19 protein-coding genes and 1 tRNA gene are annotated in these 15981 nt (G+C 62.7%); 16 read left to right on the top strand and 4 right to left on the bottom strand.

Annotated features, from left to right (window positions below; all coding sequences use genetic code 11):
• From IP68_RS02205 to IP68_RS02135, 15 genes are all read left to right on the top strand, one after another.
• Positions 1 to 369, top strand: coding sequence for a head-tail adaptor protein (locus IP68_RS02205; RefSeq protein WP_054133336.1), 369 nt, complete (start codon positions 1 to 3; stop codon positions 367 to 369).
• 1 nt (position 370) lies between these two features.
• Entirely contained in the window at positions 371 to 574 is a 204-nt protein-coding gene (locus tag IP68_RS02200; RefSeq protein WP_054133335.1) for a hypothetical protein, read from the top strand.
• Positions 567 to 962: an HK97-gp10 family putative phage morphogenesis protein gene (locus IP68_RS02195; protein WP_054133334.1), complete on the top strand. Its 396-nt coding sequence runs from the start codon at positions 567 to 569 to the stop codon at positions 960 to 962. Before IP68_RS02200 ends, IP68_RS02195 begins: the two co-directional genes overlap by 8 nt.
• 1 nt (position 963) lies before the next feature.
• Positions 964 to 1383 carry a hypothetical protein gene (locus IP68_RS02190; RefSeq protein WP_054133333.1) on the top strand — a complete coding sequence of 140 codons (420 nt, stop codon included), beginning with the start codon at positions 964 to 966 and terminating at the stop codon, positions 1381 to 1383.
• A 12-nt stretch (positions 1384 to 1395) separates the two neighbouring features.
• The gene (locus IP68_RS02185) at positions 1396 to 1830 is read left to right on the top strand and encodes a phage tail tube protein (RefSeq protein WP_054133332.1); all 435 of its coding nucleotides are present in this window, start codon (positions 1396 to 1398) and stop codon (positions 1828 to 1830) included.
• Positions 1831 to 1843: 13 nt separating this feature from the next.
• Positions 1844 to 2254, top strand: a complete 411-nt coding sequence (locus IP68_RS02180) for a hypothetical protein (RefSeq protein WP_054133331.1) — start codon at positions 1844 to 1846, stop codon at positions 2252 to 2254.
• A gap of 68 nt (positions 2255 to 2322) precedes the next feature.
• Positions 2323 to 2583 carry a hypothetical protein gene (locus IP68_RS02175; RefSeq protein WP_054133330.1) on the top strand — a complete coding sequence of 87 codons (261 nt, stop codon included), beginning with the start codon at positions 2323 to 2325 and terminating at the stop codon, positions 2581 to 2583.
• Between the two features lie 2 nt (positions 2584 to 2585).
• On the top strand, positions 2586 to 5582 hold the full coding sequence (locus tag IP68_RS02170) for a hypothetical protein (protein WP_054133329.1): 2997 nt from the start codon (positions 2586 to 2588) through the stop codon (positions 5580 to 5582).
• Positions 5582 to 6298, top strand: a complete 717-nt coding sequence (locus IP68_RS02165; protein ID WP_054133328.1) for a hypothetical protein — start codon at positions 5582 to 5584, stop codon at positions 6296 to 6298. Before IP68_RS02170 ends, IP68_RS02165 begins: the two co-directional genes overlap by 1 nt.
• A complete protein-coding gene (locus IP68_RS02160) occupies positions 6295 to 6867 on the top strand; it encodes a hypothetical protein (protein ID WP_054133327.1) in 573 nt (190 codons plus the stop codon). Before IP68_RS02165 ends, IP68_RS02160 begins: the two co-directional genes overlap by 4 nt.
• Before the next feature lie 369 nt (positions 6868 to 7236).
• Positions 7237 to 8802, top strand: a complete 1566-nt coding sequence (locus IP68_RS02155) for a phage tail protein (protein ID WP_054133326.1) — start codon at positions 7237 to 7239, stop codon at positions 8800 to 8802.
• Positions 8803 to 8831: 29 nt separating this feature from the next.
• Positions 8832 to 10493 (top strand): hypothetical protein, encoded by a 1662-nt coding sequence (locus IP68_RS02150; protein WP_054133325.1) that lies wholly within the window; start codon positions 8832 to 8834, stop codon positions 10491 to 10493.
• Positions 10494 to 10525: 32 nt separating this feature from the next.
• A complete protein-coding gene (locus IP68_RS02145) occupies positions 10526 to 10747 on the top strand; it encodes a hypothetical protein (protein WP_054133324.1) in 222 nt (73 codons plus the stop codon).
• Positions 10744 to 10941, top strand: a complete 198-nt coding sequence (locus IP68_RS02140) for a hypothetical protein (protein WP_054133323.1) — start codon at positions 10744 to 10746, stop codon at positions 10939 to 10941. Before IP68_RS02145 ends, IP68_RS02140 begins: the two co-directional genes overlap by 4 nt.
• Complete coding sequence (locus IP68_RS02135; RefSeq protein ID WP_054133322.1) at positions 10938 to 11705, top strand: N-acetylmuramidase family protein; 768 nt, start codon at positions 10938 to 10940, stop codon at positions 11703 to 11705. The genes IP68_RS02140 and IP68_RS02135 overlap by 4 nt, the downstream gene beginning before the upstream one ends.
• Here IP68_RS02135 and IP68_RS02130 read toward each other — a convergent pair whose 3' ends face one another.
• Positions 11706 to 11891, bottom strand: a complete 186-nt coding sequence (locus IP68_RS02130; protein ID WP_054133321.1) for a hypothetical protein — start codon at positions 11889 to 11891, stop codon at positions 11706 to 11708.
• Positions 11892 to 12186: 295 nt separating this feature from the next.
• Here IP68_RS02130 and IP68_RS02125 point away from each other — a divergent pair, with 295 nt between their 5' ends.
• Complete coding sequence (locus IP68_RS02125; protein ID WP_054133320.1) at positions 12187 to 13386, top strand: integrase arm-type DNA-binding domain-containing protein; 1200 nt, start codon at positions 12187 to 12189, stop codon at positions 13384 to 13386.
• 188 nt (positions 13387 to 13574) lie between these two features.
• Here the strand turns inward: IP68_RS02125 and IP68_RS02120 are convergent, their stop codons facing one another.
• From IP68_RS02120 to IP68_RS02110, 3 genes are all read right to left on the bottom strand, one after another.
• Positions 13575 to 14354 carry a hypothetical protein gene (locus tag IP68_RS02120; protein ID WP_054133319.1) on the bottom strand — a complete coding sequence of 260 codons (780 nt, stop codon included), beginning with the start codon at positions 14352 to 14354 and terminating at the stop codon, positions 13575 to 13577.
• A gap of 58 nt (positions 14355 to 14412) precedes the next feature.
• Positions 14413 to 15651 (bottom strand): integrase arm-type DNA-binding domain-containing protein, encoded by a 1239-nt coding sequence (locus IP68_RS02115; RefSeq protein ID WP_054133318.1) that lies wholly within the window; start codon positions 15649 to 15651, stop codon positions 14413 to 14415.
• 148 nt (positions 15652 to 15799) lie between these two features.
• A tRNA-Gln gene (locus tag IP68_RS02110) sits at positions 15800 to 15874 on the bottom strand.
• Positions 15875 to 15981 lie beyond the last annotated feature (107 nt).

Below are 15981 nucleotides of genomic sequence, written 5' to 3'. Positions count from 1 at the left end.
ATGGAACATGACGCCCGGCGCGGGCGCTTTGGCTCGCGCAAGCGGGACCGGCTGATCAAGTTCCGGCTTCCTGTCACGCAAGAAAACGCTGCCGGCGAACCCGTGGAAACCAGCCTGGCCGATGCCGGGCAGGCTTACGCCGCAGTGAGCTATGGCAAGGGTCAGGAGCGTCGATCTGCGGGCATCGAGGGCAACGATCTGTCGGCGACGTTCATCACGCTGCAGAACCCAACAACTCGGGCGATCACCGAGGCGCACCTTGTCCTCTACGACGGTGGCCAATGGGACATCACCAGCGCCGTGCCATTCGAGCGCGACGAGATGGAATTTACGGCGGTGCGACGCACCAGCCTCAACCAAGGAGCATGATATGCTGGTAAAGACCGTACGCGAACACGCAAATCGCCATGGCGTCGTCAAGGAAGACGGCAGCCATCGCGTCAAGACGGTGGGCGCAACCTACGAGCATCCCGAGCCGCGCACGCTGATCGAAAGCGGCTTCGTCGTCGACGCTGCTGCAGCTGCAGCCGACGCGAAACAGGCATCGAAGGGCAAGCCTGCAACCGATGCTTGATTTCGCCATGTCCGGCATCGACGACGCCATATCCGCCATCCGGCGGGTCGGCGGCGCGGTTACGGACGACACGATCAAGCCCGAGGCGGCGAAAGCGCTCGAGCCAGTGCTCGAGACAGCTCGCCAGCAGGTGCCTCGCGACACAGACGAGCTGCACGACAGCCTGGTCATCAGCGATCGGCTGCATAGCGGGCCAGAACGCGGGAAGGGCGGCTCGGTCTATGTTGGCGTCTTGCAGGGCCGTGCGCTGCATGGCTGGTTTGTCGAGGGTGGCACGGTGCACATGCAGGCGCAGCCGTTTCTGGGCCCCGCCTTCGAGCAGCACCGCGATCTGATCGTCGACATCCTAGGCAAAGGTGCCGGGCGCCTGATCCTGAACGCGAACTGACATGGAAGAGGCCCTGGTCGCCCGACTGCGCGCAAGCGCAGCAATCGTTGCGGTGGCCGGCGTCTACAATGGCAGACCCGCGATCGACGTCGGCGAGCGGCGATCGGACAAGCCGGAATCGTTCCCAGCATGCTTCATCGACATCAATTTCCCTGGTCGGATGTACGACCAGGACGGGCCGCAGGGCCTGCATATTCCACGCATCCGCTTCGAATGCTTCGGCCGCTCCTGGCTGCAGGCCAAGCAGCTGGCACGCGCGATCACCGAGCTTGTCGAAACACCGGACGAGGTTGGTGGCATCCGCTTCCACCGCGGCGCGCAGCTGGTGTTCGAGCGCAACATGACACCGGAAGACCTGGGCGGCGGGATCAAGGTTTTCCGGAATTTGCGCGACATGACGATCCCCTACACCCCCACATAAAGGAAATTTGATATGGCAACCGGAGACGGCGTCCTTTCGGACGGCACTGCGCTGTGGCTGACGAACTCGTCGGATACGCTGACCAAGCTGGTCGGCCTGTTGAGCGTCAACCGCCCCAACCTCTCGATCAGCAAGGTCGAGAGCACCGATCACGACAGCCAAAAGGTCAAGGAATACATCCCCGGACATGGCGACGTCGGCGAGCTGACCGCGACCCTGAAATACGAAACGGGTAGCGCAACCGATCTTCTGATCCTCGAGCACCTGGCGAGCCGCGAAAAGCGCCCCTTCCAGATCGACGAGGTCGAGGAAGACGGCACCATTCAGGAAAGCACCGGGACGATGTTCCTGCTGACCTATGTGCCCGACAACGCGCCGCTGGGTGCAATGCGCACGGCGACCCTGACCGGTCAGCCCGGGATCCTCGCCAAGGCTGCGGCCGCTTAAGGAGCGCTAGTTCATGGCGAATATCCTCGATGGCCGCGCGAGCTTCGCGTTCGAGGGCCACAACTACGACTTGGTGCTCGACAACGAGGTCATGATCGATGCCGAAGACGTTCTTGGACGGTCGTGGCTCGACGCGATCGAGGAGTACCAGCGCGAAACAGCCCTGGGCCAAAAGCCTCGCCTCAAGACGATCTGCGCGATCGTGTATGGCGGGCTGAAGCGCAATCACCCAGAGATCACGCAGAAGAACGTGATCGACATGATCTGCAGCGAAGACCCCCAGGTCATGCTGGCAATCAACCAGGCGATGCGCGGCGCCCGGTCGCCTGAGCTCGCCCCGCCCAAGGCACCGGAGGGAAACGCTCCCAAGGCGGCCAAGGTGAGCAAGCCGGGCGGTCGGAAGCGCGCTGGGACTGGGAAGTAATCTTCCAGAGCTGGTGTCAGGCGGGGTTTTCGCCTGACACCTTCCTGCGCCAGACGCCGCGCAGCACGATGCTGGCGATCTGGGGCGCGCGCTACCGCCTCGAGGCGGACTTCCGCAACATCGTCACCGGTGCTTGGTTGGGCGGAATGCTCAGCCAATGTCCGCCGGCGCAATATCCGCAGCTCGACAAGCTGATTGGCGGCAATGGCGGCGAGAAGTCCGCCGAACCCGAAAAAGTCGATCCCAAAGAGGCCGCGTCCAACATGCGCGCCTGGGGAGCATGGCTGCGCGCCGGACAACGGCGCGCGGGCAAGAAGAAAGGTGGCTGACAATGGCCGGACCAATCGCATCGCTGAACGCCGCGTTGCGGTGGGATCTTGCCGATTTCGATCGTGGCACGCGCCATATCGAAGGAGCGTTCGGGCGACTGCGAACGCTGGGCGCAGATCTTGCGGCCAGCTTTCACCAGTTCGGCCAGCGCATGACGCTGGGAATCACCGCGCCTATGGTCGCGCTGGCAGGCTTCACCGTCAATGCCGCCAGCAATCTGCAGGAGCTGCAGAGCGCGTTCGATTACACGTTCGGCAACACGTCGGCGCTGATGAACCGCTGGGCCGAAGACACCGGCAACGCCATGGGTCGCGCCACCAGTGAAATGAAGGCTGGCGCGTTGCAGATGGGTCAGCTTTTCAAGCAGGCAGCACCGACGGAAGCAGCTGCTGCGCGCCTGTCGCAGCGCTTTGCCGAGCTCGCCCAGGATGCCGCGAGCTTCTACAACACCAGCTACGACGAAGCGCTTGGCAAGATTCGCTCTGGCCTTTCGGGCGAGAGCGAGCCGCTGCGCGATTTCGGCGTTTTCCTAACCGAGGCGGCCGTAAAGGCTAAGGCGCTCGAGCTCGGCATGATCAAGGTCGGCGAGGAGCTGACCGAGCAGGGCAAGATCATGGCCCGATCGGTGCTGATCACCGAAGGCCTCCGCGATGCAACCGGCGACGTCGAACGTACGTCTGGCAGCTTTGCCAACCGCGTTCGCGCGTTGAGAGGCAACATCCAGGAGCTGGCCGAAGAGATAGGCGAGCGATTCCTACCCTATGCCGAAAAGGTCGTTGGCTGGGCGCAGGGCGCCGTTGAGTGGATCGGAAACCTGCCGCCTGCCGTCAAAGACGCGGCGATCGGCTTCGGTATTTTTGCTGCAGCGCTTGGTCCTGCGATGCTGGTGCTGGGCGCGATCGCCGCGACGGTGCTGCCATTGTTCCTGGCGAACATGGGACCGGTGTTCCTCGCGATCTCCGCGATCATCAATCCACTGGGCACTGCTATCGTCGTCCTAGGCAAGCTGGCAGGCGAATTCGGCCTCGTCGGCAGCGCACTGGGCGGCCTCGCACGCATCGCAGCTGGCTTCCTCACGCCTTGGGGATTGGCGCTTACTGCAGTGCTGCTCTTCAAAGACGATATCGTCGAAGCTTTCCAAAACATCACCAAGTTTGCCGAGGATGCGCTAGGCCCACGGTTGACCGGTCTGCTCGAGCAGGTGAGCGGCCTTTTTGCAGATCTCGGCCAAGCGTTGCAGGACTTTATTAGCGGCGATCTCGGCCAGGCATTCGCTTCGCTGTTCGAAACGATCGGCGATGTCATCCGCATCATGCTGGAGATCGGCGGCGTTGCAGTCATCACGGCGATCGGTGCTGCGGTTGACCTGATCACGGGCATTATCGAGGCCATTCGCGGCGTGGTGCAGACGGTTTCACAGCTGCTGCAGGGCGACTGGGAAGGTGCCTGGCAGTCTGCTGGCAACACCGTCGCCCGGGCTGTCCAGCGCATTGCAAACCTGATCCGCGGCGTAATGCCCTGGCTCGCCGGTGCTCTCGATCTGATGGCCCGGCTCACCGGCGACGGCTCGCCGCTGTCTTCGTCTGGCAAGGGCAAGGGTGGTGGCTGGAGCGGCAGCGCGATCGGCTTCATGGCCGGCGCTGCCAACAAGGCCACCGACGCTGCAGAAGCATCCGGCGGAAATTACGCCATTCCGGGCTCCGGTGGTTCCGGCGGGCGGAAAGCTGGCGGTGGTCGCTCCGGTCCGACCGCGGCCGAGCTCGCCGACCGCCGTGAAGAGTTGAAGCTCGACCAGGCGATGGCCGTTGCGCGCGAAAAGAACGACATCGAGGCAGAGCGATCGCTGCGTCGCCAGATCGACCTGCGCTCGAAGGTTGAACAATACGAGCGAGCCGGCCTGGATGCAGCCGCATCTAAACTTGCAGCCGAAAAGGATCTCTCGGAGCTCGACCAGGCGCGCGCCGAGGCGCAGGCCCGGGCGATCGCCGATGAAGAAGCGAGCATCGATCTACAGCTTGCCGAGCTTCGCAATGACTATGAAGCCGTCCGTTTTCTTAAAGAACAAGAGTTCCTGCGAAAGCAGATCCTGATGTGGCGCGGCAAGGACATCGATCTTGCTGAAGCTGAACTCCGCGCTGCCAATGACCTGAAAAATCTCGAAGAGGCACGGGCCGAACAGGTATCGCGCCGTCTCGCCGACCAAGAGGATGCACGACAGATCGAACTTGCGCGGCTCCGCGGTGACGATCCACAGCGCATATATGCGCTCGAGGAGAGGCGGCGCATCCGCGACCGTGCGGATGAGCTGCGGTCCGGCGGCAACATGAGCGTCGAAGACTCGCAGGCCCAGGCATTGCAGGAAGGTGCCGAGCGCTCGCGCGCTGCACTGACCGGAACCTTCCGCGACACCTTCCGCGCAGGCCTGCAGGCCGCGATGAACGGCGATCTGAGCAGCTTTTTCAAGAACTGGATGGAGACACGAACGTTCGACGCGCTGGCCAAGGTGCTCGATCGACTTGCCGACCAACTCGCCAACCTGATGAGCAATGGTGGCGGTGGAGGTGGTGGTTTCCTGAGTACGCTGGCCAGCGCGCTGGGCAGCGCGATCGGCGGCGGATCTACAACCGGTGCGTCGGTCCGTGGTGCCGGAACTGCGGTCGGTAATGCCGCTGCCCGCGCGGCGAAATCGGCGTCGACACTCCCGCGTTTCAACACGGGCGGATCAGGCATCATCAAAGGCCTGCCAGGCATCGACACGAATACGCTCAGCCTTAACGGCAATCCCATCGCCATGGTGTCGAGCGGTGAACTGGTCAACGTTCAGCAGGCAGGCAGTGGTTCAGGCGCTGGGCAGATGCAGCCAGTAGTTCATCAGAGAATCACCGTCACTGGTGGTGTGGATCTGGCGACGCGGGCGGAAGTCTACCGTCTGGCAGATGCAACGAAGCGCGCCACCATGGCGGCCATGGCTGATAGTCGCCGACGGAGTGCGCGCTGATGGCGGACATCGAATGGCCCAGGGACCTGTCGCCGTTTCGAGCATCGTTCTTTCTGCGCCCGCATGTTGGCGGGGTTGAAAGTCCGCTGACCCGCACGCGAAAAACTTACCTTCTCAGCAAGCCAGTTTGGGTCTGCCGCCTCTCGTTTCGAGGGGGGTGGGATGGCGAGGACGGCAAGGCAGCGCTGGGCGCGAGGATGGATTCGCTGATCGTTCAGATGCAGGGCGGTTTCAATCGAGTCCTCCTGTGGGACTTTCGCCGCCCCTACCCTGTCGGCCTGCGCCGGTACTACAGTCAGTTTTCTGGCGAGACGTACACATTTGCCGATGGCCGGACCTTCAGCCTGGGTGAGCGATTTTTCGTTCCGGCGGAAGCAGAGCCGATAAATGAATTGGCGTCCGCAGGCGCGACATCGATCGTTTTCGGCGGCTTCTTGCCGGGCGAGCGCACATTCCAGACTGGCGACTATTTTGGCGGCGATGGTCGCTCGCACATCATTCATACCGCGACGGTCGCGGACGAGGACGGCCGCACTATGCTGACTTTCGACCCACCGCTGCAAAGCGCGCTGGGCGTTGGCCAGGCGATAACCATGCGGCCGACCACCCCGTTCAAGCTGTCCACGGATAGCGCGGAAAATGCCGGCAACAACGACAGCGACGTCGGGAGTGACCTCGTCGAATATCAGCTGGATTTTGTTGAGGATCTACCATGAGCCGAGGTCTGCCGCCGGAGCTCGAGGCAGAGCTGGCAACAAGCGGCATCCGCCCTTTCATGGCTCTGTTTATCGATTTTCCCGACCCGGTGCGCGCATTCACCGGGCGTGGCAAAATGACATTGGGCGGCCATGAGTTCCTCGGAATTCATGGCGTTGCGAGCATCGATACAGTTGGCGAGACCGTCAGTGGCAGCGCCAGCGGTGTACGTGCCACGTTACTTTCGGTGCCGACGGAGTTTGCCGAGGATGTGGCCGACCAGGCCGTGCGCGGCGTTGCTTTCGAAATGTACGCAGGTGCCTTCGATCTGGATTTTCAGACCGTCGTCGGTCACCAGCGGATCTGGAAAGGGACGCTGCAGGGTTATGAAATCCTCGACGAGGGTAGCTCGATCACCGTCACCGCGGTCGGGGAAAGCCGGCAGATCGACCAGCGCCGCCCGGCGGTCAAGCGGTACACAAACGAATACCAGCAGCGCAAATTCCCAGGCGACCGATTTTTCGAATATCTGCCCAGGCTCACAGAGGTGCCGATCCTTTGGGCCAAGGGGAGGCAGGACCCGCTATGACCGCGTGTGCTCCCGATCCCGATTGGTCCCGACACTGCGGCGATCTCTGGCGGGAGGCCGTGCAGTCGACTGTAGGCCGAGACATCTGCGACATCGTTGGCCCTTCGCCGCGTCGACCTCGTGATTGGGCGGCGATGATGCGCCGCCTTGGTGTTCGATCGCTCCACGAAGTGGTCTGCGCCGTTCATGGCCACCCTGTTCCGCTGCGAGCAGCTCGGCGAGGTGACATCGTCCGCAAAGGCTGGGCGATGGGCGTGTGCAGGGGAGAGCAGTGCGAGTTCTTCGGCGGAGCCATGGTGCCACTGGCTGATGTCGATGCGGCATGGCCCGTTGGCCGCTGGATTTGCGCCGACGATAAAGAGGGCTGATATGGGCAAGGTGGTGGCAATTGTGGCGACCGTAGCCTTGGCGGTCGCAGTGGCTGTCTTTGCGCCGCAGCTGGGCGCACTTTTCCTTGCAGCAGGGGCGAGCGCCACTGCTACGGCTGCAGCCACGGCAATCGCCGCAACCGTTCTTTCACTCGCAGGCGGCCTGCTTATCCAGCAACTCTCACCGAATCCCAGCACCAAGCCGCAGCCGATCAATTATCGCAATGCCAATGCCAGCAGCCACATTCTGATCGGGAAGCGGCGGCAGGGCGGGGTGATGACGTTCTTCCACCCAAGGAAGGTTGGCAGCGATACCTACAGATATTTCGTGTTCGCCAGTGCGGGGCACCGCTGCAAGGGCGTGGCGCGCTGGTATCTGGGGGACGAAGTCGTCACGGTCGATGGTAGCGGCATGGTGACCAGTGGACCATATGCGGGCGCTGCCTGGCTCTGGTTCCAGCGCGGTATGGAAGACCAAGCAGCCAACAGCACATTCGTAGCCGAATGCGACGGCAAGTGGACCAGCGATCACCGGGGCCGGGGCGTCGCTGCGATCTATGCCAAGTTCAAGCTGACGAAGGCCGTGGTCGAGGCAGGCATGCCGACAATCAGTGCCGAGATCGAAGGAGCGGACGAAATCCGTGACCCGCGCGACGATAGCATCGGTTGGACGGACCTTGCCATTCCTGCCGCGTATTGGTGGCTGCAGCTGCCACGTGAGGAAGGCGGCTTCGGCGCGCTTCCGGACGAAATACCCGACGACACCCTGCTGAGCGCATGGACCAATATCTGCGATGAGGACGTGGACCTGGACGCCGGCGGTACCGAAAAACGGTACACGCTCGATGCGCTGATCGAAACCGGTGGCCAGCCCAGCGCGGTACGCGATAGCATGATCGCCTGCATGGCGGGGCAGCACGCCTGCATCGGTGGCGTTTTCTGGATGCGACCTGGTTATTGGGTGCCATCCACTGCGACGCTCTCCGAGCGTGATCTTACCGGCGGCTTCAGCGTGCCTCTGCTGTTGGAGACTGAGCAGTTCGCCACCGAGGTCAGCGGCACCTATTTCGATCCGGACAACCTGTATCAGCCTCAGCCTGTACCGACGCGGGGAGTCAGCGGTACGGATATTGTCCAAGCCGATTACGAGCTGCCCCACATCACAAGCCACACGCGCGGCCAGCGGATACTCGAGATCATGCTGCGGCGCGGCCAATGCCAGAAACGGGTGAACTGGCCGATGAACTTCTCCGGGCTTGCCCACCAGGCGATGCAGACGGTGCAGATCGACACGGCCCGTTATGGCCTGGGCAATTACGCTTTTGTCATCGACGACTGGCAGCTGGACCAGAGCTTTGGCGTGCAGCTGTTGCTGCGCGAGGAGAACCCGGAAATCTACGAATGGTCGACCGAGATCGAGCTGCCAAAGCCGGGCAGCGCGACAGTGGCGACGCCCGATCCAGTCGAGACCGTGGTTGCCAGCGCCACCACAGCAGGCGCCGTCGGCAGTTATGATGCCGCCAAGCTCGCTGAACTGGAATCGCGCCTTGAGGCGCTTGAACCCTAGTTTCTGAATTTCCCGATGAAAGGCCAGTTATGACCACGATCAATGCCATCCTGCGTGATGGCAGCAACGTCGACATGCCCGCGCTCCGCACATATCTGGCGGGTCTCGAGGCTCGGAACGCTGCCCAAGATGCTGCACTGACCAATGGGACTGTGTCGGCGGCGGTGGGCGATCGCGTCTACCTTAGTCAGTCCGAATTGTTCGCGGACCTGGTCCCCGCCGATGGAGAAGCAGCACTCGTGCTTCTCGATCCTGACCCATCGAAGAACGGCCTTTACGTCAAGAACGGCGCGACCACCGCAGGCGACTGGGACGGCCCGTCTGATCTGTTCGCATCGGTCGCAAGCAACGCAGTTGCCGCGTTGGCTGCGGACATCAATGCATCAGTCGCGCGGCTGGAAGATTTGCGCAGCATCTTCGCAAGCTACTCGCTGCTCACATTGACCACCTCTGCCGGTTACTGGGATCTTGCGAATGACGGTGCGCTGGCTGCAGGACCTTGGGAATCTGTCCAGGTCGACGGTGTTCTGGAAGGCGATGCCTTTCTTATCGACGCCGACCGCTTCGGCGGCGCGAACTTTGCGATCGCCCAGCTCTATGATCCCGTGACCGGAGATACGGTCGGTGATCCGCTCGAGCAAGGCGACGGGGATCCCGACATCATCCCGTTCACCGGCCTCGAATACATCGCTCCGGGCAACGGTACGCTGAAAATCTCCAGCTTCGTCAGCAGAACGCCAACTGTCCGGAAATTCATGGTGTCTCAGCAGCGCCAGATTTCCATTGCGCCGCACCGGGGCAAGCTATTTCTGTCTGCTGGCACGTCAATCCAGTGGGGCGGCTATCCTCAGATCGCCGGCGACGTGATTGGTGCTACGGTGCTGAATCGCGCCAAGCCCGCCAGTACGGCGCGCTTCGGTGTCGCGGCCAATCGTTCTGCCAGCGACCCTCATGGCATCGGTGGTCTGGCGGTGTCCGATGTGATGCTGTGCGCATCAGCGACGATCGAGGAAAAGCAGGCCCTGATCGATGACTGGGAAACCACCAGCAGCCTGCTGACCGATGCACCTGAAACGCCGACCAGCGATCAGATCGCCGAATGGTTGGCGCACTGCTGGGAAAGTTTGTACGCGCCGTACTTCGGTACGATCGACGGGCTTTTGTGGGGACATGGTCATAACGACTGGGCACGCAACATCCCCGGCGCCCTACCAGGTGGCGGCGTCACCGGCGATGTCGGCGATATGCGCTATCTGCCCACCAGCCTTGGAACCTATCCTGATCCGCTGACTGGGGTAGGGGCGAATGCGGACCCAACCCGCGATCGCGGCACCTTCCTCGGCGCGTCAAATTACATTTTTGATCAGTTCCGGATCTCGCAGCCCAACCTGCCGATCGCAATCGACTGCCATTACGAGACTGACCGCAAGGGCAACATCGTCGAAGGGCAGATCAAGCTCGCTGGCCTGTGGGGTGCGTTCCTGATCGACAACTACAACGGCAGCGGTGTCAACCAGCAGACCATCCGTGATGCCGATGGCGAGGTGCAGACGGTCGGAGGCAACCCGCTGACAAGCAGCCGCAGCCTGATGGATGATGACCTGCATCCATATCAGGCGCAGCTCAAAAATCGCCTCGGGCGTGGAATGGCAATGCGGATGATGCTCTGGCCCTGCGACGACACGGTCTGAGCGGTGGTCTCCAAAATTGAAGGATTGGGCGAATGACCCCTGAAGCTCTCGCCCTGTTCGGCCAGTTCGGCTTTCCTGGGCTGCTGATCGGATATCTGATCTGGCGCGATAAAAACCAGACCGAAAAGGCCGCCGAGCTCGAGCGCTTGCGGTCGGAAGAGAACAAGCTTCGCACCGAGGCGGACAAGGCTCTGGCGACAGCGCTGGCCGGGCTGACGATCACTATCCAGAATTTCGATCAGAGGTTCAAATGATCACGACCACCAACGACCATCGCTCCGCGATCGAACAGGTACGGATCGAGGCGGACAAGCTGACGCTAGCCTGCAGTGCGATCTGCGGCCCCGTGCCGATCGCGCTGGGTGCCGCGTTCAGCGCCAGCCTCTCCGGACCGCTGCCCACCGCCATCCAGCGCGAGCTCGACCGAACCAAGGGAGTGCGACAGTGACCACGTTCAATCGAAAGCCGGTTTTCGCCGCCGTCATCGACATGTTCGGCCAGCTGCAGCAGCCTCAGGTCGACCGCCTCGATGCTGCGATTGACGCTGGCCTTGGTATCCTTGCACCCGTGCCAGCGCGCCAGATCGGACTTACCTCTGCCGACTTTTCCGAGGTCGCGGGTGCTCTTGGCTGCACTGTCGCGCAGATCCGCGCCGTGTGGGAAGTCGAGAGCGGCGGCGGGTGGTTCACCGACGTGCGCACCGATATTCTTGCATCCGATGGGCCCGGCGGGTTCATCGATGGGCCGCACCTGCCCAAGATCCTGTTCGAAGCGCATATCTTCGATCGCGAGACCGGTGGACGATTCCGCGCCAGCCATCCCAACCTTTCGTCCGCGCGGTGGAACCGGAAACTGTATGTCGGTGGTTCAGCCGAGTGGCTGCGGCTGAACAAAGCGATGCAGCTCGATCGGCGCGCGGCGCTGCGATCGGCATCGGTGGGCGGCGCCCAGATCATGGGCTTCAACCACAAGCTTGCCGGCTTCGACACCGTCGAGGCGTTCTGGGAGGCGATGAAGGTCAGCGAGCGGGCGCACCTGGATGCGTTCGCGGCGTTCATCCGGAACAATAATTTGCTGACTGCGCTTCGCCAGATCAGCAACTATCATGCTGCCTGCGTGCCCTTCGCCAGCGGCTATAACGGCACCGGCTATGCCGCCAACGCGTATCACATCAAGATCGCCCAGGCGCATGCCAAGTGGTCGGCTATTTGATCACAGCTCGCGTTTCGGCAGCTGGTCCATTAGCGTGATGTTGATGATGCCGCGTTCCTTGGGATAGTCGTACCCCTGCAGCGCGCGCAGCATGATCCAGGCGAACGTCTGTCCATCAGCGTTCGCCTCGATCGTCTCGATGCGATCTGGATCGAAGGTCACGATGGCGAATCGGCGGCGCGGCATGCGCCCTTGTTCTCATTGTGTTCTCAATCCGTCAATGCGCCTGCCCGATCATATCGATGGCGCCAACGGCATGATCAATTACCGATCATCTGGGGGTACCGGCGGGGGTATCGACACGCTTTCGACCAGCCGAAAGGCGCGCAAAACTGCCATTTCACTCGATCATTGATCCGGAGGGATTATCCGGATCAATCGCGCTCCGATCAAATGCCGGTCAAGTGCCGAAACAGTCCGATTTCTGCGGTTTTTCCGGGTTCACGAACCATATTCCCGGCACCGGGAAAAAGGGGGCTTCATGCTGACCAATGCCGCGGCGAAGGCCGCGCAGCCGCAATCGCGCGCCTACAAGCTATACGATTCGGGCGGGATGTTCCTGCTGGTGACGCCAGCCGGCACCAAATCATGGCGGCTGAAATATCGCCGCGCCGGCCGCGAACAGCTCAAGACGCTCGGCCGCTTTCCGGACATCAACCTTGCCCAGGCACGCGCTGCGCGCGACCAGGTCAAGCAGGATATGGCGCGCGGCGTCGACCAGCTAGAGCAGCTGCGCTGCTTCGCCGATATCGCCCGTGCCTGGCATGCGCACAATCTTACTCGCTGGTCGTCGGCGCATGCCGACGATGTAATCGCGGGGCTCGAGCGTGATGTCTTCCCGGCGATCGGCGCGGTGGCGATCGGCGATATCCGGCCCAGCGAACTGCTAAAAGTGATCCGCGCCGTCGAGGCGCGCGGCTGCGGCGCGACGGCCTCGCGATTACGCCAGCGGCTTTCGGCCGTGTTTGGTTTCGCGATCGCGCAGGATCTGGTCACGGCCGATCCGGCCGCCCAGCTCGGCCGCGCGATGGCCGGTACCGCTTTGGTGCAGCCACACCCGGCGCTGATCGATATCGCTGAGTGTCGTGCGCTGTTGCAGGCGAGCGAACTTGCCCGTGCAAATTTGCATATTCGTCTCGCATCCCGATTCCTGGCATTGACCGCGGTGCGCCTCGATGCAGTGCGCGGCATGCGATGGGGCGAGATCGAATGGCAGTGCGTCGACACCGGCCGCCCGGCCTGGCGCGTACCGCCGGCGCGGATGAAGCTTGCGCGCAGCAAGAAGGGGGAAGCCCGGTTTGCGCATCTGGTGCCGCTAAGCGAGCCGGCGCTGGCTGTCCTGGTCGCCGCGGCTGAGATCCAGGGCCAGCCAGATGGCAAGTCGATCGATCCGGAGCAGCTCGTCTTCCCCGGCCGCGGTGGCGCGGTGTCGATCGGCCGGGGATCGATGGGTGCGCTGATCGCTCGAGCGGGATTTCAGGGTCGCCACGTTCCGCACGGCTGGCGTTCGTCCTTCTCGACGATCCTCAATGACGATATGGGCCCGGAATTTCGCGCGGCGATTGATCGCGCGCTGGCGCATAGTCCCAAGGACAAGGTCGAGGCGGCATATAACCGATCCGGCATGATCGATCAGCGAACTGCGATCTTCGATCGCTGGGGTGAGCTGTTGGCCGCGTAATACCCGGCCAGGCGCTCGTTTCTAGCGGCGCAATGCCTGTGCCGACTGGCACAAAGCTTGCTCCCTGCCCCCTGGAAAGCCCGGGCGGCACAGCCGCCCCTGCGCGCCGGTGAGGGTTTTCACGGCACTGATGGTTTCACCATCGGGTTCGGGGTTGGGGGGCAGGAAAAGCGCGTGGCGAAGCCACACTATATAACCCTGCTCCCGGTTTCTCTGCGGCTGGAAGATTCGCGCCTGTCCAACATGATAGCTATGGATTTGAGGGTTTCCCCTAGGCGGCCGTCGACGGGGGCGATGTCCTTGAGATATTTCTCGGCCGACAGGGTCTCGACCATCGCGTCCCATTCGGCCTTGCGCTGTTCGCGCGCCCACCGGGCATCGTCGGGCAGTGGTGACCTCCCCATAAGCTGGCGCACCATTGCCTCGACCTCTGGAGGGATGTCCAAGGCGTAGGCGTTGGTGATCTGTTCGACCTGAGGCCCAACGGCGTTGTCGATCGGTCTGCTGCGCCTGATCCAATGCAGGAAACGCGCATTCCGCAATCGCTTCAACGCCGCATGCACGGCGGAATATGATCGGCTGATGGTCTCGGCGATCGTCGCGACTGCTGGCTCGAGCTGACCGGATTTGTAGTCGACGAAGTTCAGGTATAGCGCCTCGAGCACCTCGATCGCTACGCTGCCAAGAGCTCCATTGCGGCAACCCGGGCTGAGCTTCTGCCGAGCGCGGAGCGTCTTGCGCTCGAGCTCCTTCGCGCTTTTCAGCACAGCGCCGGCATAGCGCCTGCCACCGCGCCTGGTCCCGTCCGCAATCGGTCGCCAGAGGCGCTTTTCAATCTGCCCCTCATAGTAGCTGTTGCGCCATACGGGCTGCCCAGTACGCCGCGATTTGGTAAACTCAGCGCCGGATATGACGTCGCCGATTGCGCGGCCCGTTCCTGCGCGTCCCTCTGCAGAAATCGCCGTCATGCCGCGATCTCCCAGAAACAACCAAAGCCGGTGACCCGGCCCCAGCTCTCCCGATGCTTCAGGTGATGAGCGACCCCGGGGGCGATATGCCCTCCATCAGCATGTCTGCCCATGCCTGCGCCAGCTCGCGTCGCCGCGGCAGATAGGCCGCGCGGTTGTACGCTGCTTCCACATCCCCCTTCACATGGGCGAGCATCCGGTCGATGATGTCGGTATCGTCCTCCCGCCCGTGCTGCGCAGCCCACTCGTTCATGATGGTCGAGAAGCTCGCGCGCCAGCCGTGCGGAACGTGGCGACCCCGATACCCTGCGTCGAGATAAAGCTGACTGAGCGTGGAATCGCTTATCGGCGCGCGCCCTATCAACCCGGGAAAAAGCCAGGCCTTGTGCCTGCTGGCGGTCATCGCAGCTTGAACCGTTGCGACAGCCTGGGTTGAAAGCGGCACCAGAAAATCCCGGCGGGAATCGGCCTTCAACGCCTTGGAGAGCTTCATCTTTGCGGCGGGGATGCGCCAGAGCGGCGTTGCCCCATCCAGCTCCTCGAACTCGCCGCGCTCGGCAAGACGTACAACCCCGGGACGAACTGCCGTCAATGCCAGAAAACGGGAAGCCAGCCGCGTAGCCTTCAGCGCATGACTGACGGCATCGATCGCCTTGATCAACTCCTTGAGATCGTCGATCGCCAATATAGCAGGAAAATTCGATTTGCTCGCTGGCGCCAGGGCCTTGCGGATGATCCCCGCAGGGTCTGTCTCCGCCAGGCCGGACGCGATCGCCCAGACGAACACTTCGGACATATGCCCCCGGACCTCGTGCGCCATGGTCTTCGCACCGCGGCGCTCGATGATGCGGATTGTCTCCAGCACGTCTACCGGCGTGATCTGCCCGATCGGCATCTTTCCGATCCTCGGAAAGACGTTCGCCTCGAGGCGCGCAAGTACCTGGCCCGAGTAGCGCGGCGACAAGGTCGGTGCCTTCGCCTTGTGCCAGGACATGGCGACTTCCTTGAATGTTTCGCCGTCCTTTGCGCGGCGTTTGGCCAGCTGCAGCGTCGTTCCCGGGTCCCGCCCAGCCAGCAGTTCGGTGCGCGCGCCGTCGCGGGCGCGCCGGGCATCCTTCAGCGACAGCAGCGGGTAAGGGCCGATCGTCAGCTTCTTCTCGCGACCCTGCCAGCGATACTTCCATTTCCAGCTTTTGCCGCCGGTCGGCCGGATCGCCAGATACAGGCCCCCACCGTCGAACAGACGAAGCTCGCGCTCCGCTGGCTTGGCTGCCGCGATCGTCCGTTCGGTGAGCAAATTGGTCGCGATGAGAAGCCCCCACTGAGGCCCCCGCGTCGCAAGCCCTTCGCTGCGACTCGCTGTCCTCGACTGGCACAATGTCTTTACATTCCAAGGCGGAATTGCAAGGCCGGTGTCTTGCACCGGCACCGCTTGGCACAAACACTGGCTGGGGTGGCAGGATTCGAACCTGCGAATGCCGGTACCAAAAACCGGTGCCTTACCACTTGGCGACACCCCAATGCCGTGCTCGCGGCGCTGTCGGGCGGTGTGGGCCGGGGCAGCGCGGGAGGCGCCTATATACGGAAAAGGCGCGGGCCGCCAAGCGCCTTTTTGGAGGCGCTGGCG

This window comes from Blastomonas sp. AAP25 (assembly GCF_001295965.1).
Lineage (GTDB): Bacteria > Pseudomonadota > Alphaproteobacteria > Sphingomonadales > Sphingomonadaceae > Blastomonas > Blastomonas fulva.
Note: the sequence above shows the minus strand (reverse complement) of the source record. Positions and strands in the feature narration are given on the sequence as shown.